The 20,373-nt window shown below is 62.9% G+C and carries 9 protein-coding genes and 1 pseudogene; 5 read left to right on the top strand and 5 right to left on the bottom strand.

Annotated features, from left to right (window positions below):
• Positions 1-25: 25 nt before the first annotated feature.
• The 4 genes from AB5I78_RS18400 to AB5I78_RS18415 form a co-directional block, all read right to left on the bottom strand.
• The gene (locus AB5I78_RS18400; protein WP_369303483.1) at positions 26-1,468 is read right to left on the bottom strand and encodes a hypothetical protein; all 1,443 of its coding nucleotides are present in this window, start codon (positions 1,466-1,468) and stop codon (positions 26-28) included.
• A gap of 255 nt (positions 1,469-1,723) precedes the next feature.
• Positions 1,724-2,788, bottom strand: a complete 1,065-nt coding sequence (locus AB5I78_RS18405; RefSeq protein WP_369303484.1) for a lipocalin-like domain-containing protein — start codon at positions 2,786-2,788, stop codon at positions 1,724-1,726.
• Complete coding sequence (locus AB5I78_RS18410; protein ID WP_369303485.1) at positions 2,778-5,240, bottom strand: FtsX-like permease family protein; 2,463 nt, start codon at positions 5,238-5,240, stop codon at positions 2,778-2,780. The genes AB5I78_RS18405 and AB5I78_RS18410 overlap by 11 nt, the downstream gene beginning before the upstream one ends.
• Position 5,241: 1 nt before the next feature.
• Positions 5,242-5,910, bottom strand: a complete 669-nt coding sequence (locus tag AB5I78_RS18415; RefSeq protein WP_369303486.1) for an ABC transporter ATP-binding protein — start codon at positions 5,908-5,910, stop codon at positions 5,242-5,244.
• Positions 5,911-6,187: 277 nt separating this feature from the next.
• Here AB5I78_RS18415 and AB5I78_RS18420 point away from each other — a divergent pair, with 277 nt between their 5' ends.
• The 3 genes from AB5I78_RS18420 to AB5I78_RS18430 all read left to right on the top strand — a co-directional run bounded on the left by AB5I78_RS18420 (position 6,188) and on the right by AB5I78_RS18430 (position 10,249).
• Positions 6,188-6,862 (top strand): histidine phosphatase family protein, encoded by a 675-nt coding sequence (locus AB5I78_RS18420; protein WP_242199521.1) that lies wholly within the window; start codon positions 6,188-6,190, stop codon positions 6,860-6,862.
• 187 nt (positions 6,863-7,049) lie between these two features.
• A complete protein-coding gene (gene arnT / locus AB5I78_RS18425; protein WP_369303487.1) occupies positions 7,050-8,705 on the top strand; it encodes a lipid IV(A) 4-amino-4-deoxy-L-arabinosyltransferase in 1,656 nt (551 codons plus the stop codon).
• Positions 8,706-8,731: 26 nt separating this feature from the next.
• The gene (locus AB5I78_RS18430) at positions 8,732-10,249 is read left to right on the top strand and encodes an ArnT family glycosyltransferase (protein WP_369303488.1); all 1,518 of its coding nucleotides are present in this window, start codon (positions 8,732-8,734) and stop codon (positions 10,247-10,249) included.
• A gap of 1,107 nt (positions 10,250-11,356) precedes the next feature.
• Here AB5I78_RS18430 and AB5I78_RS18435 read toward each other — a convergent pair.
• Positions 11,357-17,625 (bottom strand): annotated as a pseudogene (locus AB5I78_RS18435) (amino acid adenylation domain-containing protein).
• Between the two features lie 490 nt (positions 17,626-18,115).
• Here AB5I78_RS18435 and AB5I78_RS18440 point away from each other — a divergent pair.
• Together AB5I78_RS18440 and adeC are read left to right on the top strand one after the other, a co-directional pair.
• Positions 18,116-18,910: a helix-turn-helix transcriptional regulator gene (locus AB5I78_RS18440; RefSeq protein WP_106578919.1), complete on the top strand. Its 795-nt coding sequence runs from the start codon at positions 18,116-18,118 to the stop codon at positions 18,908-18,910.
• Positions 18,910-20,334: an AdeC/AdeK/OprM family multidrug efflux complex outer membrane factor gene (gene adeC / locus AB5I78_RS18445; protein ID WP_369300963.1), complete on the top strand. Its 1,425-nt coding sequence runs from the start codon at positions 18,910-18,912 to the stop codon at positions 20,332-20,334. Before AB5I78_RS18440 ends, adeC begins: the two co-directional genes overlap by 1 nt.
• Positions 20,335-20,373 lie beyond the last annotated feature (39 nt).

A 20,373-nucleotide genomic window follows, 5' to 3' on the forward strand; every position in this document is an offset into this window, starting at 1 on the left:
GCCCCTTCATGCTTGCGTCAACGGATCAGTGGATGATGTCCTGGGTGCAGATGTGCCCGAAGGTCACGTATGCCACATTGTCACCGCCCACCCCCACACCAGGGAATTCGTCCAGCTCGATACGCCAGCCGCCGAAGTTGAAGGTGGTGTCCCAGTTGTATTTCACGCCGGTGCTGCTGTCCGGGTATTGCACGCGGTAATCGCCGAAGCATTCACCGAGCGCGGCGCTGGCCAGGGAGGTGCCGGCGCTGTTGGTGCTGGCCTTGAAGTCGGTCCAGTGGTACTCGGCGCCCACAAAGCGCTTGTCCACGCGCAGCACTGGCGTAACCCCCAACAGAGGCGCGCCCGTGGAGTCGGACCAGTTGGTGGTCCAGTTCAACGTGCGCGCGGCCTGGGTCGCCATCCAGAATATCGAGGCCGGCACCCGCACGATGTTGTCGCCCTTCACATCCGACGCATTCAACCGTGGCGTAGAGCCAAGGCTCAAGGCGTACGGCTTGGTCGGGTCTTGTGCCACGCCCGGGTTGGCACGTACGCGCACCTTGACGGTGGTGCCCGGCGTGACGCTCGGGTAGGTCGACGTGGAACCGGCCGGCACGGTGACCCAGTTGGCACCGTCGAAACGCTCGAAGAGCCACTGGTTGCGGCTGCCATTTTCATCACCCGCCAGGTACATGCTCACGCTTTGGCCGCGCACCGCCTTGAAGTCGAAGTAATCAACGTCACTGGCGTTGTCGAGGTTGCCGGTCACCTTGTTCATCGAGTCCGGCAGCGCAAAGGCATTTTCCGGTGTGTCGTTGGGCTCAAAGGCGTCGATGTTGGTGTCCACCGCCACACCAAAACTGAACTGCGCGTTGGTGGCGGTCTTGGCCACCATGAACCAGTAGTAATCACCCGCCGGCAGGATGCCGCCCAGGTATTCATCGGCATTGCCTGGGTTATCGGACGTATCGATCAGTTGCGGATTGCCCTGGCCGTCGTCGCGGAACAGGCTCAGCGACATATCGGCGCCCGCGCTCTGGTTAATCAACTGCACCAATACACGGGCGTTGTGCGGCAGGTTGAAGTGGTACGGAAACTCCTGGCCTGTTTGCACTTGGTCGATGGTGTAGAGGGTGTTGATATCCAGGGTCGGGAACAGCGGCTCAAAGGCGGCGACGGCAGCACTTTTCAGGTTGGCCTGGCTCGGCTTTTTCAACTCGCCGATGGCAGTGTTGAACGGTGCGGACTTGGCCGCTTTGCCAGCGGGTTTTACCTTGCCGTTTTTGGCGTCCAGCAGCTTTTGCAGCAGCTCGTCCGGGATCGGCACAGGCGTCAGCGTGCCACCCGGTTTCAGCGCATCGATCACGCCTTGGTTGACCGTACCGGGGGTGAGTATCGAAAGGGTTGGCTCGGCCAGGGCAGAGGCCGAAATAAAGCAGGAGGCCATCATGGCCGCGCCCAGCATAAGGGCTTTTGTCGGTTTCATTTTTTATCCATCCATAGTTAAAAAATTGAAGCTCAGGTAATCGGTGACATCCGGTCACCTGGGGTGGAATGTAGAACATGGCTGTATGCATGTACAGTATTTTTATGGGTTTTTTCACGCTCGGTTTGAACCGATCCAACACAGGCCGTCGGCTTACCAGGCACACCAATACGGCCCGGGCACAAGTCCAGGGGCGCGCATTCACATTGGGAAGTTGCCTACCCGGCAGAGAAAAAGCGCCTGCACAAAGGCGCGTTAATACCCGGTCATTTCCAGATACCCCACCCCGCCCTCAAACTGCACCGGCCCTTCCCAGTACGGAATGCTCAGGTTCATCCAGGCCTTCGGGTTGACGGCCTGGGGTGTGATATCCAGATGCTTGCCGGGGATTTTCAGTGACCAGCGCGTCGGAATGTGGCGCCCGTCGATTGCGGTGGTGGTCAGTGGCGTGAGCTGGATATCGGCGTTGTGCAGCGTCTCGGTGCGGCCCTGTTGATCAATCCAGGTGCCGGTGAGATAGCCCGCGCCGTCTGTTTGCCGAACGCGAAACAGCATCAACTGCTCGCCTCGATCCAGGTGCAGGGAAAACCAGTCCCAGCCGGTCTGACTGGCCGCCAGTGGTTGGCTGCTCCATTCACGGTCGAGCCACGCCGGGCCGCTGACCTCATAGGTGATGCCGTCGATGCTGACAGTGCCGGTCGCGTTGAAAAACGGCTGGCTGTAGTAGTACGACGCCTGGCCCTGATCGGATTTGCGGCTGTAGCCGTTGTCACCTTGCAGCACCAGTGGGCGGCTGGAGGTCAGGTGCAGGTCGTAGGCAAATTGCGCGCCGCCGGCCTTGAGTTGCATCTGCGCCAGAGGGCTTGCGGCGTCGGGGCGGGTAGCGAAATTCCAGTCGTCGATCCAGGCGTTAAACGGCACCGCCTGGGCGCCGGCCTGGCCGATCCCGCCACGCGCGTAGCGTTCGGCAGCGTAATGGTGAGTGGCGGAGGTCACGGCGGCGTGGCCGAGCCAGATCGTGGAGTCGTGCCAGCCGGGTTGCGTCGGCCCCGCCTTCAACGCGTTGCGAAACAGCGTCCATTGCACGCCGAACACATTGCCCTGGGCGTCCTTGAGGTTGGCGGTGACGTACCACCATTCAATGCGAAAACCGTCATGGGGGCCGTGGTCCTCGGGAAAACTGAAGACCTTGCCGGGCACCACCTGAGCAAAGTCCGCCGCATCGCTGCCCAGACCGGCGAAGCTTTCCGGCGGCGCGGGGGCTTTGTCGCACGCGGCCAGCAACAGCAAGGCGGCCCACAACCACGCTTTAATCTTCATTGGCAAACGTCCTCAGCAAATCCGCCGGGCGACTGCGGTACAACTGCCACAACGGCCAGGCCGAGGCCAGCAAGGTGGCCAGCAGCGCCAACCCCAACAACTGAGCAAGCTGCCACGGGAACACCTGCAATGGCAGGCGCCAGCCGAATGCCTGCACGTTGATCACCGCGTCCAGGCACCACGCCAGCACCAGGCCCAGCGGCAACGCCAGCACCAGGGTCAGCACCGCCAACAGCCAGGTCTGGCCCAGGTTGAGCAACATCAATTGCCGACGCGTCACGCCCAGCGCCCACAGGGGCGCGAGTTGGCCCAGTCGGCTTTGGCTCTGGGTTAGCAGGCTGATAAACAGCGCCACGCCGGACACGCCGAGGGTCAGGCTGTTCAAGGCGGCGGTGGCGGCGAAGGTGCGTTCAAACACCTGGCTCGACCAGCCTTTGAGTTGCTGCTGATCGACGATGCGGCTGTCATCCAAGGCAAACGTGCGCTGCACCTCGCGCACCAGCGGTGGCACCTTTTGCGGCTGCACCCGCAGGTTGAAGCGAGCCGGTGTCAGCGTTGGCCAATGCGCCAGCAGGTGGTGTGAATTGACCAGCAGATGGCCTTTGGGGTTGCCGTAGTCGGCGTAAATCCCCACCACCTTGGGCGACCAGACACCCTGATGCGTGGGAATCGCGACGGCATCGCCCAGTTGCACCTTCAAGCGCCTCGCCAATTGTTCGCTGAGCATGACCGTGTCGCCTTGCAGCAACTGGTCCCAAGGCGTGCTTGCCGCCTCCAGCAACGGCCAGTGCTGGCGGTAGGTTGGGTCGTCGACCACGCCGAACACATCCGCCGGCCAGCCCTGCAGTTGCACAGCAACCTGCCAGGTCGGTAGCACCGCCCGCACCAAGGGTTGCTGCGCCAACCACGTCGCGAGTTGCTCGGCCTGAGCCGGGTTTTGCGGGTTGAGGTAGAGCTCCGCCGTCAGGCGCTGCTCCAACCAGTTATTGAAGGTCTGGCGAAAGCCCGAGGTCATGGAGCCCGCGCCGATATTCGCCGCCAGGGCCAGCAGCAAAGCCATCAGCGCCAGGCTCAAGGCCGGCAACTGCTGGCGGCAGTCGGCAAGAAACCACTGGCCGAGCACGGAGCGGCTACGCCCGAGCACCGCCGTCAGCAGCCCATTGAGCACCACCGGCAAACCGAGTGCCGCGCCCAGCAGCAAGGCGGCCATCAACACAAAACCGGCCGCCAGGCTGTCGCCCAACCCTAGCGCCAGCAGTGCGATGACCAGCGCGGTAGCCGCCACCCAACCCTGGCGTCGCAACCAGCGCGCGTGCGCGTCATGCCAGGCCTGAGCATTGGCCAGTGCCAGCAGCGGCAAGCGCGCCGCCCGCCACAGGCTGCTGCCGCCTGCGAGCAGCGCGCCGACGAGGCTCAGGCCCAGCCCGGCCATCCACCACCACGGGCTGAGGCTCAACTGGCCCGGCACCTCGGCGCCGTACAGCCCACGTAAACTTGCGGCGACATCCGGCAGCAGCAGGCTCGCCAACAGATACCCGCTGGCGACACCAAGCACACCGCCGAGCAACGACAACACGCCGAGTTCGACGCCCAGGCTGAGGATCAGCATGCGCGCGCTGACCCCGCAGGCGCGCAAGGTCCGCAATAACCCGCGCCGTTGTTCCAGCGCCAGGCCGATCGCGGCGTGGACAATAAACAGCCCCACCACAAAGGATAAAAAGCCCAGGGCGTCGAGGTTCAAGTGAAAGCTTTCGGTGAGGCGCGCGAGGTTGTTGTCTTCACCCTGCTTGAGTTGCAGCGCAGCCGGTGGCGTGGGATGACCGGCGGCAAAGGCCTTGTCCAGCAGCAGGCGCGACAGTTGCCCCGGCATGCCCAGCAGCGGTTGGGCAAAACCGATATCGGTCAGTAACAGGCCCGGAGCCATGTCCTGCTGAACCTGCAACGGTGGCAAGGCTTGCCCGCTCGCGGCCAGCGGTTGCTCGCCCTCATGCAACCCCAGGGCCGCCAGGGTTTGCGGTGCGATCCAGGTACGCCCCGGCGGGTTGAAAAACGCGATCATTTGCGCCTGGCTCAACCGCTGCCCCGCCACCGCCCCGCCGCCGGGCAACGACAGCGGGTCGATACCCATCAGTTGCAGGCGCAGGTCCTCATGCCCCTTGAGCTGCAAGCGGCCCTGCACCACGGGCGATACCGGCCACCCGGCACGGCGCAGCTCGGCAAACAGCGCCTGGGGGAAGCTGGCAGCGTCCGGCGCACTGAGGCTGGCTTGCGGCTCACCGCCGATCAATTGACTGGCGCGTGCATAACTGTCCCGCGCCTGGCTGTTCAGCGCCTGCACCCCGGTCAACAGTGCGGTGGCCAGCCACAGGCCGGTCAACACGCTGAAAAACTGCACCGGGTGACGCCGCCAATGGCTCAGCAGTGCGCGCAACGTCCAATAAAAAACGCTCATCTCAACGCGCGTCCGCGGGCACGACAAGGCCGCGATGCAGTATCACTTGCTGGTCCAGGCGCGCTGCGATGCGCGGGCTGTGGGTGACCATCAACAGGCTGGTGGCGCTGTCACGCAGCAGGTCCAACAGCAATTGCAACACTTCATCGCTGGTGGCTTCGTCCAGATTGCCGGTCGGCTCATCGGCCAGCAGCAAGCCGGGGCGCGAGGCCAGGGCGCGCCCCACCGCCACTCGTTGCTGCTGGCCGCCGGACAGTTGCTCGGGGTAGCGCTTGAGCAAGTCGCCCAGCCCCAGGCGCTCCACCAATTGTGCCTGCCACTGCGGATCAAAGCGCCCTGCCAGCCGCGCCTGGAACGCCAGGTTGTCCTCGACGCGCAAACTGCCGATCAGGTTGAATTGCTGGAACACCAGGCCGATTTCGGTGCGCCGCCAGTGAGCCAGCTGCGCCTCGGTCAGTTGATCCAGGCGCTGTGTGCCAACCTGGATGCTGCCGCCGTCCACGCGGTCGAGCCCGGCCACCAGATGCAGCAGCGTGCTTTTGCCGCTGCCCGACTCGCCCATCAGCGCAAGGCTACTGCGTTCGCCCAGGTGCAAATCGACGCCCGCCAACACCGTCAGCGGGCCCTGCGGCGTGGCGTAGCTTTTAAGGACACCGTGCACCTGCAACATAAGAGCGCTCACGTGAAAGACTGCAAACGAGAATAACGGCTCATAGTCGCGCCCACGCAATTTTTTCACATTGATTTCACCGCCCGCCTACCCTCGCCCCACTAAATTGCCCACCACACGCCAAGGGTCGGCAACTCGTTAGTTGCCGGCCGTGGCCACTTTTAACCGCTGGATGTTCAGCGAAAAGACAGCAGCCCTATGACAGCCTCTTGCTTAACTTCGGGCATCCGTCGAAGCGTTGCGCCTACTTCAATAAAAACAGTGCAGTACAGTGCCCATGGTGAATGATGTGGTTGACCTTACCCTGACCAAACCGCGCTCGCGCCGCGGCTATATCAAGTGGTTGCGAAAGTGGTGGGCGGGCCTTGCAGTCATCGCGCTGCTGCTCGCCGGCTTCCTGCTGTGGCCCTCATCACCGCGTGACCTGAGCGTGGGCAATCGCTTGCTGAGCTCGCAAGTGCTGCCCAGCTGGCGCGATGGTGACCTGATCGTGCTGGTGCGCCATGAAGAGCGCTGCGACCGCTCGACAAACCCCTGTTTCGGCGGCCCCGAAGGCCTGACAATCGTCGGCACCCAACGCGCGCAAGAACTGGGCAAGGCCTTCCTCAAACTCGGCATGGAAGGCAGCGACGTGCTCGCCAGCCCCGCATTGCGCACGGCCCAGACCTCACACTTCATGTTCGGCAATGCCGAACTGACCTCCGGGCAGCAGGCGATCTGCGGCGCGGCCATTGGCGAAGAGCTGCTCAGCCACAAGCAGCCCGGACGCAACCTCGTATTTGTCACCCACAGCGGCTGTATTGCCGACTTCGAAAAGACTCTGGGTTACCCGCGCGCAGCGTTTCCCGAGTACGGCAGTGCCCTGTTCGTTCGGGTCAAGGCCAACGGCAAATTCGAGACCCTGGGCATCATGAACAACTCCGCGTGGCCCGCCGTCCTGAAACAACTCTAGACACTTTTTTACATATACCCACCTGTATGTTCAGCAAACCGACAGCCCTCTTCTGGCATGTTTAACTGCGCCTGTTACTTCAGGACGTCATGAATATTTTCAGTGACTTAGTGAACTTAGTGACTCTTTCTACTATTACTTACATGCCTCAGTACTCCACCGTTAAACGTCAAGGAGCGACGTTTTGATGACCCGTTTGAAACCTCTGCCGCTACTGTTGCTGGCCTTCGCCGTGTTCTACCTGTTGCCCTTGGGCCTGCACGGTTTATGGATCCCGGATGAAACCCGCTACGCCCAGATCAGCCAGGAAATGCTGCTAAGCGGCAACTGGGTGGCGCCTCACTTCATGGGCGTGCGCTACTTCGAAAAACCTGCCGCCGGCTATTGGCTGATCGCCATTGGCCAGTGGGTGTTTGGCGAAAACCTCTTCGGGGTGCGCATTGCCTCGGCCTTGACCACGGGCCTGAGCGTTCTGCTCGCGTACCTCATCGCCCGCCGCCTGTGGAACGACCCACGCAAGAGCTTCGCCTGTGCCCTGCTCTACATGAGCTTCGGGCTGGTGGCAGGGCAAGCGGGTTACTCCAACCTCGATCCGCAATTCACCCTGTGGGTCAACCTCAGCCTGGTTGCTCTGTGGTTCGCGCTCGACAGCCGTACCCCACGCGGCCGGCTCGGCGCCTGGGCAGTGCTGGGCGTGGCCTGCGCCATGGGGTTCATGACCAAGGGCTTTCTGGCCTGGCTGTTGCCGGTGCTGATCGCCGTGCCGTACATGCTCTGGCAACGACGCCTGGGTGAACTGTTGCGCTATGGCCCGCTGGCGATCCTGGTGGCGGTGGTGCTGTGCCTGCCGTGGGTGTGGGCGATCCATCTGCAGGAACCGGACTACTGGCGCTTCTTCTTCTGGCACGAGCACATCCGCCGCTTCTCCTCCAACAATGCCCAGCACGCCAGGGCCTGGTGGTTCTTCCTGCCGATCATGGTGGTGGCGTGCCTGCCATGGGCGGCGCTGTTGCCCGCGACAGTGGTCAACGCCTGGAAAGACAAAGGCGAGCCGGCGATTATTTTTCTGGCCTTGTGGCTGCTGCTGCCGCTGGGTTTTTTCAGCCTGAGCAACGGCAAGCTGCCGACCTACATCATGCCGTGCCTGCTGCCGCTGGCGTTGCTGATGGGGCATGCGTTGATCGACCTGATCAACCGCGGCAAAACGCGCAGCCTGCGCATCAACGGCCTGTTCAATTTCGCCATCGGCCTCGGCGCGATGGCGACCCTGATTTACCTGCAAATCGGCAAACCGCTGTACAGCAACAGCCACGCCGAGATGTACAGCCTGTCGCTGACCTTCATCGTGCTGTTGGGCTGGATCCTGGCAAATCTGCTGCAAGCCTTCCGCCCGCTGACGCTGTGGGCCATGCCTGCGCTGGCCATCGGCGTGCTGGTGGCGCTGCTGCCTGCCGGCATGCCGCAAGAGGTTACCGATACCGAAATGCCCGACCAGTTCGTGCTTGAGCATCTGGATGAACTGCAACAAACCCATGCTTTGATCAGCAATGAACTGGGTTCGGCCTCGGCTTTGTCCTGGCGCTTGCGCCGCCCTGACGTGGCGTTCTACGACACAGAGGGCGAGCTGCGCTATGGCCTCAAATACGCAGATTCGGTGCACCGCAAAGTCAGATTTGAAAATGTTCAGCCCTGGCTGAGCGAAGCCCGCCAACAAGGCTCGGTCGGCGTATTGATGCGCGTCAGAAGCACCAGTGAACATCGCGAAGAAGGGCAACTGCCACCCGGAGGCCAGCGCTATCGCAAGGGCGCCATGCTGCTGATCATCTATCCCAAACTTCCTTGACGTGATGCCCACCGTGAGAGCCGCCGATGAATTTCTGGAAAACCGATCGCGGCGCGCTGGTGCTGCTGCTGGGCGTCTCGGCGTTACTCCTGCTGCTGGGTCTGGGCAGTCGCGATTTGTGGGGGCCGGAGACCCGTTGGGCCAACATCGCCCTGCAGATGCTGCAAAGCGGTGACTACTTCGACCCCTACCTCAAGGGCGCACCGTATTACGACAAACCGCTGCCCTCTTATTGGCTGATTACCGCGTGTGCCAACTTGATGGGCGGGCTCGGCCCGTGGTCGCTGCGCCTGTCGTCCGTGATCGCGGCCTGGCTGAGCATCTGGCTGGTCTACCTGCTCGGCGAGCGCCTGTTTCGTAAAGGCACCGGGCTGATTGCCGGCTGGATGCTGGCGACCACCTTCTACTTTCTGTTCTGGGCCCGCGTGGCCACGGCCGATGTGCTGACCGTGTGTGGCGTGCTGTCGGCGGTCTGGTGGTATTGGCGCGGGCCGGATGACACGCGGCTGGGACGCTACACGGTATTTTTCCTGCTGCTGGCGGCAACGTCGCTGTTCAAAGGTTTGATCGGCTTTGTGTTGCCGGGCCTGGTGCTGTTGCCGCATCTGCTCAGCGAACACCGCTACCGGCGCCACCTCAACCTGCGCCTGCTGCTGGCCATACTGATCGCGGCGGCGTTCTATTCGATTCCCTTCGTGTTGTCCCACTTTTACGGGGCACCCACCTATGGCGAGAGCGGCCTTGAACTGGTGTTCAAGGAAAACGTGGTGCGCTTTTTCGACCCCTTCGACCACATGGGGCCGATCTATACCTACCTGATCTACCTGCCCGCCTACACCCTGCCCTGGGCGCCGTGCTGGTTGCTTGGCCTGTGGCTGGCGCTGCGCCATTGGCGCCAAACGCCACCCAACGTGCGCTGGCTGGTGTGGGGCCTGGGCCTGCTGTTTGTGTTCTTTACCGCCAGCGGCAGCCGCCGCAGTTATTACGTGTTGCCCCTGGTGCCTTTCGCCCAGTTGCTGGCCGCCTGGTGGCTGAGTGAGCGCCTGCAACAACAACCGGCCCGTTGGCCGCGCTGGCGGAAGGCTTTTGGCATCACCGCCGGCGTGTTGCTGCTGGTGCTGGGCGTGGTCTACCCCTGGACCACCGGCAACGGCGGCGTCACCCGATTCGCCGAGGATGTGCATGCCCAGGCGGTGAAAAGCGCGCCGTGGAATCAGTGGCAGATGGTGCTGGTGGAAGTCGACAACAAGGTCCCGATGTACCTGCAAAACGGCGGCAAGCCGTTTTACTACGTGAGTGAAACCCAGGACTTCCCACGCCAGGGCGACAGCGCCGCGCTGATGGCCTGGCTGGAAAAAACCAGCGGCCAGGGGTTCGACCCGCAGCACACGATCATCGTCGCGCAATACTCAAAGGAAGACCCGACGCCGTTGGCCTACCTGGGCACGGATCATCAGGTGATCACCACGCAGCCGGACAATGGCGAGCGGCTGTTCCAGAAACGTTCGGGCGGCAGCGTGGCGTTTATTCCTGTGCCACGCTGACAGGCCCACTCAGGCGTTGCGGGTCTTCACCTGTGCGTTGAACATGGACAGGCGACGAGCTTGGTGCGCTTGGTGGTGAGTCAGTGAGTTGGCTGAGCTGGCGTGTATATCCGTTATTGGGTGATGGCTGAGGTTGGTTTCGCCCTTACGGCGAGTCACTTTGGAAAAGCCCCAAAGTAACCAAAGGGCTCTTGCCCCACCACTCGGCACCTCGCCTAGGCTCGGTGTGCCCTCACGCAGGCTTTGGAGCGTGGGCCGCCGCGATGGGCCATCCATGGCCCAACACGGCTAAACCGGCGTCCTGCCGGTTTACCCACGCTCCAAAACCTGCGTTCGGCCAGCGTGGTTTAACGGGGCGCCTAAGATCAAGATCAAGATCAAAAGCAAAGCACGGCGGCCTAGTAGCCGACCTGAGTGGTAGAAGCAAAACCGAGGCGGCCTGACAGCCGACCTGATTCTGGAAGCTGAACTCAATCAAATGTGGGAGCTGGCTTGCCTGCGATGGCATCAACTGGTTATGCCTGACACACCGAGTCGTCTGCATCGCAGGCAAGCCAGCTCCCACAGAAAAGCAAAGCAGTGCGGTGGTGGCGGCTGAACTCGGTCAACTTGTCGGAGCGGGCTTGCTCGCGAAGGCGGTGGGTCAGTCAGCTTATGTGTCACTGAACCACCGCATTCGCGGGCAAGCCCGCTCCCACATTTGGATCTCTGTGCATCAGATAGAGGTGTGTTGATCTGCTGGTGCCCTGCTTTTGCTTCTACCACTCAGGTCGGCTTTCAGGCCGCCGTGCTCTTGATCTTGCTTTTGATCTGACAGGCCCCGTCAACCACGCTGGCCGAACGCAGGCTTGAATCCGTGGGTAACCCGGCAGGACGCCGGGTTAGCCGCGTTGGGCCATGGATGGCCCGTCGCGGCGGCCCACGGATTCAAGCCGGAGTGAGGGCATGCCGAGCCTAGGCGAGGCACCGAGTGGTGGGGCAAAGACCTTTTGGTTACTTTTGGGGCGTTTGCCAAAAGTGACCCGCTGTAAGAGCGGAACCATACGAAGCCGTTACCGCAGCAACGGATATGTACTCCCCCCCCCCAAAAAAACCCAACCCCACCCCTCAAATCCGCCGACGCCGCCCAAGCTGCGGAATAGCCGTCTGCACAACATCCACACACTCCACCCGTGTCGCAGTGCAAGCTGCAAGCTGCGCCAAAGTCGGCTGACTGAACAACGTCCGCGCATCCACATCCAACCCCGCCTTGCGCATACGCGCCACCAAACTCACCGCCAGCAACGAATGCCCGCCCAGCTCGAAGAAATGGTCATGCCGCCCTACCCGCTCCAGCTTCAAGACCTGCGCCCAAATCCCCGCCATCAAGGTTTCCACCTCACCAATCGGCGCTTCATACGCACGGCTGACCACCGCCTCCAGCCCGGCTCAGGCAGCGCCTTGCGGTCAAGCTTACCGGCGGGATTAAGCGGCAATACCTCAAGCTGCACAAAAGCCGCCGGCACCATGTACTCCGGCAATTGCTCCAGCACATAGGCCCGCAAGGCCTCCAGGCTCGGCGCCTGAGCGCGCAGGGTGAAGTAGGCCACCAGCCGCTCATCGCGAATCAGCACCGCCACCTCGCGCAGCGCCGGATGCGCCGCCAGGCGTGACTCGATCTCCCCCAGCTCCAGACGCACACCGCGCAGCTTGACCTGAAAGTCATTGCGCCCCAGAAATTCCAGATTACCGTCCGGCAAGTAACGCACCAGATCGCCCGTGCGGTACAGCCGGTCACCCGCCACGAACGGGCTGTCGATAAAGCGCTCGGCCGTCATCTGCTCCAGCCCCAGATAACCCCGGGCTACGCCAACGCCGCCGATATGCAGCTGGCCGCTGACGCCCATCGGCACCGGCGCATCGTGTTCGTCCAGCACATACAGGCGCGTGTTGTTGATCGCACGGCCAATCGGCAACTGCACGGCCGGCACCGGATCGCCGGGTTCCAACGTCCACGCGCTGCTGTCCACCGTGGCTTCGGTGGGCCCGTAGACGTTATGCAAACGCACCTTGGGCAGGCGCGCCTGCACGCCACGGGCCAGGGCTTCGGTGAGTTCGCCACCGCCGCAAAGCACGTCGGTGAGGCTGGTGCACAATGCCGACTCTTCCAGCTCGAGAAACTGCTGCAACATCGCCGGCACGAACTTGATCACCGTGATCTGCTGCTCGCGAATCACTTGCGCCAGATAAGCCGGTTCACGGTGGCCGTCGGGCCGCGCAAGTACCAGGCGCATGCCGTTGGCCAGCGGCCAGAACAACTCCCACACCGAGCCGTCGAAGCTGAACGGCGCACGTTGCAGCAACGCGCCGCCTTCGGCATTCGGGCACAGCCGGGAGCCCCAGTGCATCAGGTTGCCCAGGCCGCGATGTTCGATCATCACGCCTTTGGGCGTGCCGGTGGAACCCGAGGTGTACATCACGTAGGCCAGGTTGGCGACGCTCAAGCCGGGCACCGACGGATTGCCGCTGGGCGCCTGGCTCCAGGCGTTCTGGTCAACGTCGATCACCGGGACAGACACCGCGCCCGGCAAGTCGCGGGTGGCGGCGTGCACCAGCAGGGCCACCGGCTGGCTGTCGTTGAGCATGTAGGCCAGGCGCTCGCGCGGATAGCCCGGGTCGAGTGGCACATAGGCGCCGCCCGCCTTGAGAATCGCCAGCAAACCCACCACCAGGTCCAGCCCGCGCTCGACACACAGCGCCACCCGCGAATCCGGCTCAACCCCGCGTTCACGCAGGTGGAAGGCCAGCTGATTTGCGCGTTCATTGAGCGCGCGGTAGGTCAGTTGCCGCTCGCCGGCCTGTACCGCGATGGCATGAGGAATGTGCCGCGCGTGGGCTTCAAACAGCGCCTGCACGGTCAGGGTTTCGGGGTAGTCGGTTTCGGTGGCGTTGAGGTCCACCAACAGCCGGTGCAGCTCGCTGGCAGGCAGCACCGGCACCGTGCGCAATGGCGTGGCCGGTGCGTGTTCGAGTGTGTCGGCCAAGCCATGCAGGGTCGTGTCGAGGTATGCCAACAGCCGCTGGGCGCCGACCTTGCGCGGCGTCTTGGCCTTGAGCCGAAAGCCGCTGGCAACGTCGTCAACGGTGAGCATCAACGGGTAACTGAGGATGTCTTCACTGCTGAGCAACGCAATGCCCGGCACCAGGTTCAGGCGTGGGTCAGCGTCGGTGTGACGGTAGTTGAGCAGGCTGTTGAACAGCGGCGACGCACTGCTGCAACGCTGGGCCAAGGCGAGCGAGGCCTGTTCATGGGCCAACAAGGCGCTGAGCTGGGTGTGGGTGTCATTGAGCGCATCGAGCACGGTTTGCCCGGCCAGGCGCACGCGCAACGGCAAGGTATTGATGAACATGCCCAGCGCGCGATCGGCGCCCTCGCCGGCTTGCAAACGGCCGAGCAGCACGGTGCCGAACACCACGTCATCGCGGCCCGCGACACGGCTGAGCACATGCGCCCAAGCCAGATGAAACAGGCTGGCAGCGCTGAAGCCAAGGGCACGCGCCTGGGCCCGCAGGCGTTGGTTGAGCGCGTCGCCGAGGGGCTGTTCGGACTCCTCGATTTCAGCGCGGTCTGCCTGCCGCTCCTGCAAGCCGAACGCCAGGGTCGGCTCGTCGACATCCGCCAGGCGCTCGCGGAAGAACGCCTCGTGGGCGGCCTGTCGTTCCGGCGCCCGGGTCTGTGCGACCACATTGCGATACGGCACCGGCACCGGCAGTTGCGCCTGCTCCCCAAGCAGGTGCGCGCGGATTTCGTCCACCAGCACGGTGGTCGAGGTGGCGTCGTTGACCAAGTGATGGAAACGCAGCTTGGCAACCCAGCGCCGGTTATGCGGCTCTTCGGCGTAATCCAGGGCCATCAGCGGCGCCTGGCGCAAGTCCAGCGGCTGATGCTGTTCGCGCAGGGGTTGAACCCGCAATTGCGCGTTGCGCCACACCACTTGCATGGGCTGTTCCAGGGCATCCCAAGCCAGGCTGGTACGCAGGATATCGTGACGGTTGATCACCTGTTGCAACGCCTGGGCAAACGCGTCGAGCTGCGCGCGACTGGCGAAACTGAACAGCGCATGTTGCTGATAGGGATCGCGTTCGTCGGTGAGGTGGTGGTAAAGCAAGCCCTCCTGCAACGGCGCCAGCGGGTAGATTTCCTGCACATTGGCCGCCCCTCCCGGAATGCCGGCGACGATGCGATCAATGCCGGGCTGATCCAGATCGGCCAGCGCGAGCATGTCTGGCGTGATGTGCATGCAACCCGACGGGATGCGGTTAGCCGGCACCTGTCTGTCGCTGCCGGCACTGGCCGCCGCCAACGCTGCCAGGGTGGGCTGGCCGAACAACACCTGCACGTCGGCGCGCAACCCGGCATCACGCATGCGTTGCACCAGTTGCACCGCCAGCAGCGAGTGCCCGCCCAACTCGAAGAAATGATCATGGCGCCCTACCTGCTGCACGTGCAGCAACTGCGTCCAGATCTGCGCCAGAGTGGTTTCCACGCCTTCGAGTGGCGCCTCAAACAACCGCGTCACAAAAGCCGCCTGTGTGGGCGCCGGCAAAGCCTTGCGGTCGAGCTTGCCGTTGGCGGTGAGCGGGAAAGCCTCCAGCTTCACGTAGGCCGCCGGCAACATGTAGTCAGGCAACGAGGCTTGCAAATGGGCACGCAGCGATTCGACAGTGACGCTGGCGCGTTCGACATACCACGCCAGCAATTGCCCCTCACGGAACAGCACCGCGGCTTCCATCACGGCCGGGTGCGTGGCCAGCGCGGATTCGATTTCCCCAAGCTCGATACGCACGCCGCGGATTTTCACCTGATCGTCATTGCGGCCCAGGTACTCGAGATTGCCGTCGGGCAGCCAACGGGCCAGGTCGCCAGTGCGGTACATCCGGCCGTTGCTGAAGGGGTCATCGAGAAAGCGTTCGGCAGTCAGTTCCGGACGGTTGAGATAACCGCGCGCCACGCCCTTGCCGCCGACGTACAACTCCCCCGCCACACCGATGGGCACCGCGCGTTGCTGCTCATCAAGCAAGTAAACGCAGGCGTTGGCGACCGGTGCGCCGATATGCAGCGGCCGGCCCACTTCGACACGCCCGGAGGTGGCGACCACCGTGGCTTCGGTGGGCCCGTAGTTGTTGATCACCTCGAAAGTCTGCGTTCGGCTGAACGAGCGCAGCCGGTCGCCGCCGATCAGCAATGTACGCAATGTAGGGTGTTCCAGGCGCTGACTGAAGGCGTACTCGGCCACCGGCGTCGGCAAAAAGCACACCTGCAACGGCAGCGCGCGCCACCAGTTGAGCAATGCATCGATGTCCTGCGCGTCATCCTGTGCCGGCGGCAGGTGCAGCGTCGCGCCCACACACAGCGCGGGCCAGACTTCCCAGGCCATCGCATCAAACCCGAAGCCGGCCACGCTGGCCGTGTGGCTGCCGGCGCGCAGGTCGAACGCCCGGCAATGCCAGTCCACCAGGTTCGCCACCGTATGGTGCTCGACCATTACGCCCTTGGGCTGCCCGGTGGAGCCGGAGGTGTAAATCACGTAGGCCAGGTTCGACGGCGCGACGGCGACTCGCGGACTGTCGCCCAGGTGCACGGCCGGGTGCTCCAGGCGGATGACCGGCACGTCCAGCAAAGGCAGGCGATGCAGCAAATCCTGCTGGGTCAGCACCGCCACGGGCGCACTGTCGTGCAACAGGTAGTTCAGGCGTTCGGCAGGATGGGCCGGGTCCACGGGGACATAACAGGCGCCGGATTTGAGGATCGCCAACAACCCCACCAGGGTGTCGAGGCCACGCCGGGCCACAATCGCCACGCGATCGTCCAGCTGCACGCCGTGTTCGAGCAACTGCCAGGCCAGCGCATTGGCCTGTTGATCGAGCTGGGCGTAAGTCAGCTGCTGGCCCTGGTGCACCGCCGCGATGGCCTGCGGCGTGCGTGCGGCCTGCGCCTCTATGCGCGCGTGCAGGGTTTGCGGTTCGGTGGCGGGTTGTGCGGTGGCATTCCAACGCAGCAATTGGGCCTGTTCGGCCGGCGTGACCAGCGACAACTCAGCCACGCTCAGCGCGGTGTCTTCCAGGCCTTGTTCCAGCAGCCAGGTAAAGCGCTGCGCCATCGCTTGCACGTCGTCGTGCTGGAAATACGCCTCGTTGTAAACGCAGTGCAGGCACGCGGTGTCCTGATAACGGTTGCTGCGCAGGTGGATGGCAATCGGCAGCGGCTCATGATGGTTGGAAACCTTGACCGCGCGGGCCTGGACCTGACCGTAACGCAGGTCGTGGTCGTCCTGCTCGAAGGACACCGACAGGTCGAACAACTGGCCGCGATCTGTACGCCGCAGGCCCAGCTCACGGTTCATCTCGCTCAACGGGAAGCGTTGATGACGGAAATCCTGCTTGAGCTGGTCACGTATGCCACGCACCAAGGCGCTGAATGGCAACTGCTCGCTGAACTGAAAACGCACCGCACTCACCTGGGTGAACAAACCCACGGTAGACCGAAAACGCGCGTTGGAGCGGTTGAGAATCGGCACCCCCACTACCCACTCATCGCGTTGGCTGGTGCGGGTGAAATACACGTACATCGCCGCCAGCAACACATGAAAGGCCGAGGCCTGATAACGGTTGGCCACTTGTTCCATGCGGTTGAGCAGCGCCACCGGAAACGCTTGCACCAGCGTATTGCTCGGCGCCTGGGCGTTATGCCGAGGCGTCAACAGCGGCGCGGGCAGCACCTGGTATTTGTCCAGCCAATAGGCACGGTCACGGGCATAACGCGCCGATTGCAGGTAGCGCTGGTCGGTGTCGATGAAGTCGATATAGGACGGCGCCAGTGGCTCCGGTTGCCGACCTTGCTCCAGGTCGCTGTACAGCCGAGCCAGGGACTGCAGCATCTGGCCAAAGCCCCAGCCGTCGAGGATCAGGTGGTGAGCCTGGGTACCCAGGCGGTAGTGATCATCGTCGAGTTTGACCAGGAAGAACCGAAACAACGGTTCACCGCTCATGGCATACGGGCGGGCCATTTGCGCCTGCATCAATGCCTGGGTCGCGGCCTGCGGGTCGGGCAGCGCAGAGTAATCGTACTGTCCCACTTCCACGGCCATCGCAGGGACGAAGGTTTGCCGAGGCAGGCCCTGGTCGTCGCTATGCAGCTGGGTGCGCAATGCATCGTGTTTGGCCACCAGCCGCTCGACGGCGCGCTGGATCAAATCGGGGACCACCGGCCCGGCGAAATCGACATAGCCGCCGATGTTGTACAGCGGTGAGTCGCCCACACGCAGTTGGTCGAGCCAAATGTCCTGTTGGGCAGCGGTGAGGGGGAAGCTGGCCGGCTGGCGGGTGAGATGCGTCATAAGATCCTTCTCATGGGAGTTCAGGCACTGGCCGCGCGAGGGCCCATTTCGCCGAAATTGCCGGATTTGAGCATGGGGGTTCGGGCCTGTCTGTCACCCGAAACCCGGACACCACAAAGGCGCAAAACGACCTTGACTGAGGGTTCATTGCTGAATCGATTAAACGCTTGTAGGAAATTGGCTATTTGTGGCCGCTACCAATGCTTAAAAGAATTTTTTAAATAAACATATTTTTCATATAAATCAGCACGTTAATTAAATCTAAAAAGCATAGGCGGTTTTTCGTGGGCGGAATGAGCTGTCAGAAACGTCGAATTAATGACGTGGTTTTTATGGCAGGTTGTGTCCCTCGTTTCCGCTGCATACGTAGGACAAATCCCTATGGCTAAATAAAATCTCGAACGCCGAATTACGTTCAAGGAGCACGGACCGCGCCTCACAAACCCAGGGCGCCCCGTCGACGGTTTTCGACATCAAGGATGAGATGGCTATGAGTCTGACCCGCAGTATTGGCGACACACAGAGCCCGCATTTCTACGCCGAAATGGGTGAGTTGATTTCAAGCAGCGGCCACCAGCACTTCGCCGCCAACATGTTGCACCTCGTGGACAAGTGGGTGCCGATTCATCTGGTGGACCTCAGTGAATGGACCCTCGACGAGCTGCGCGACAGCGTGCGCGAGATCAAGCTCCTGGGCAGCGCCGGCGTTAAAAATGACCTGTCTGCGCCGCAGACCCTGCACCCCATCAAGGACCACCCGCTGCTGCGGCAAATGCTGCGCATGCAGGACCCGCTGCTGATTCAAATGAAGGCCAAGGCCAACAGCGCGCACCCACGCGGCAGCTCACACCAGTGCAACCTGGTGTCGCGCCAGGGCAATCGACGCTGCGTGATTTCGTTCTATCGCCCGCCGACGCAGCCGGGGTTTTCCCTGGCGCAGTTGTCGTTCCTCAAGTGCCTGTCGGACACCCTGCTGCCGTTGATGGAGCGGCACGCGCAAATCCTGCGCCAGGCACCGCATACCGAGATCGAGCCGGCGCACAACCCGCTGGAGCAGTCGCAGTTGCAGCGCGAGTTCTACAAGCGTTTGTCCTTAAGCGATATCACCCTCTCAGCGCGCGAGCAGGAAGTGTGCCTGGGCCTGTTGACCGGCGGCACCGTGCCGCAAATGGCGGAAAAACTTAGCGTGAAAAACAGCTCGATCGAAACCTACCTCAAACGCGCCGCAGCCAAGTTGGGCGTCAGTGGCCGACATGGCCTGGCCAAATGGATGGTTGGCGCCTGATGAACAAAGGGATGCTCACAACGCTAGGCGTGGCCTGGATGCTCGGCGGTTGCTCGCTGATCCCCGAGTACCAGCGGCCGGCGCCGCCTGTGCCGGCGCAGTACCCGCAAAGCGGGGTTTATCGCCTGGCGCAATCGGGCACCGTGGCGATAACCCAGGACTGGCAGCACGTGTTCCACGACCCGGCCTTGCAGCAGTTGATCGCCAACGCGCTGCTCAACAACCGCGACCTGCGCGTTGCGGCGCTGAATGTGGAGGCGTTCCAGGCGCAGTACCGCATCCAGCGTGCGGACCTGTTCCCGGCCCTATCCGCCACAGGCGCCGGCAAACGCCAGAAGTTGCCGGGCGATGTGACCGGCACCGGCAAGTCTGCGATTACTTCCAATTATTCCGCCACGTTGGGGCTCAGCGCTTATGAACTGGATTTGTTCGGCCGTGTGCGCAGCCTCAGCGAGCAGGCGATGCTCACGTACCTGGGCACCGAAGAGGCGCGACGCAGCGCGCAGTTGAGCCTGGTGGCCAACGTCGCCAATGCGTACCTGACCTGGCGCGCCGACCAGGAACTGCTGGCCCTGGCCCAGCAAACCCTGGATGCCGACGACCACAGCTGGCAGCTCACCAGCCGCAGCAAAAGCGCGGGCAAGGCCTCGGCGCTGGACGTGGTGCAAGCGCGCACCGCGGTGGAAAGCACACGTGCGAGCGTGGCCCGTTATGAACGCCAGGTCGCCCAGGACCTGAACAACCTCGCCCTGCTGGTGGGCGCGCCGGTGGATGAGCATTTGCCGGCGCGTCCGCTCGCCGATGAACTGGTGGCGCGCGTGCCCGCAGGGTTGCCGTCCGACTTGCTGCAACGGCGCCCGGATATCCTCCAGGCCGAATATCAGTTGCAGGCCGCCAATGCCAATATCGGCGCGGCGCGCGCGGCGTTCTTTCCATCGGTGACCCTCACGGCCAACGCCGGCAGCACCAGCACGCAACTGTCGGGGTTGTTCAAGGGCGGCTCGGGCACCTGGACCTTCCAGCCGCAGATCAACCTGCCGATCTTCAACGCCGGCAGCCTGCGCGCCAGTCTCGACTACGCAAAACTGCAAAAGGACATCACTGTGGCCCAGTACGAAAAGTCGATCCAGACGGCTTTTCAGGAAGTCGCCGACGGCCTCGCCGCCCGCCAGACCTTCAATGACCAGTTGGATGCACAACGCGATTTCGTCGCGTCCAACCAGGCCTATTACGACCTGGCCCAACACCGCTACCGCAGCGGCGTGGACAGCAACCTGACGTTTCTCGATGCACAGCGCTCGTTGTTCAGTTCGCAACAAGCGCTGATTGTCGACCGGCTGGCACAGTTGGTGGCGGAGGTAAACCTGTATACGGCGCTGGGTGGCGCGTGGGGGGATACGCCGGTGCTGGCGACGGCAAAATAAAGCGGGTTTGGATGTGGGCTAGCCACATCCTTTGTGCAG

Origin of the sequence: Pseudomonas sp. N2-3-1-14, assembly GCF_041228395.1 — a bacterium.
Lineage (GTDB): Bacteria > Pseudomonadota > Gammaproteobacteria > Pseudomonadales > Pseudomonadaceae > Aquipseudomonas.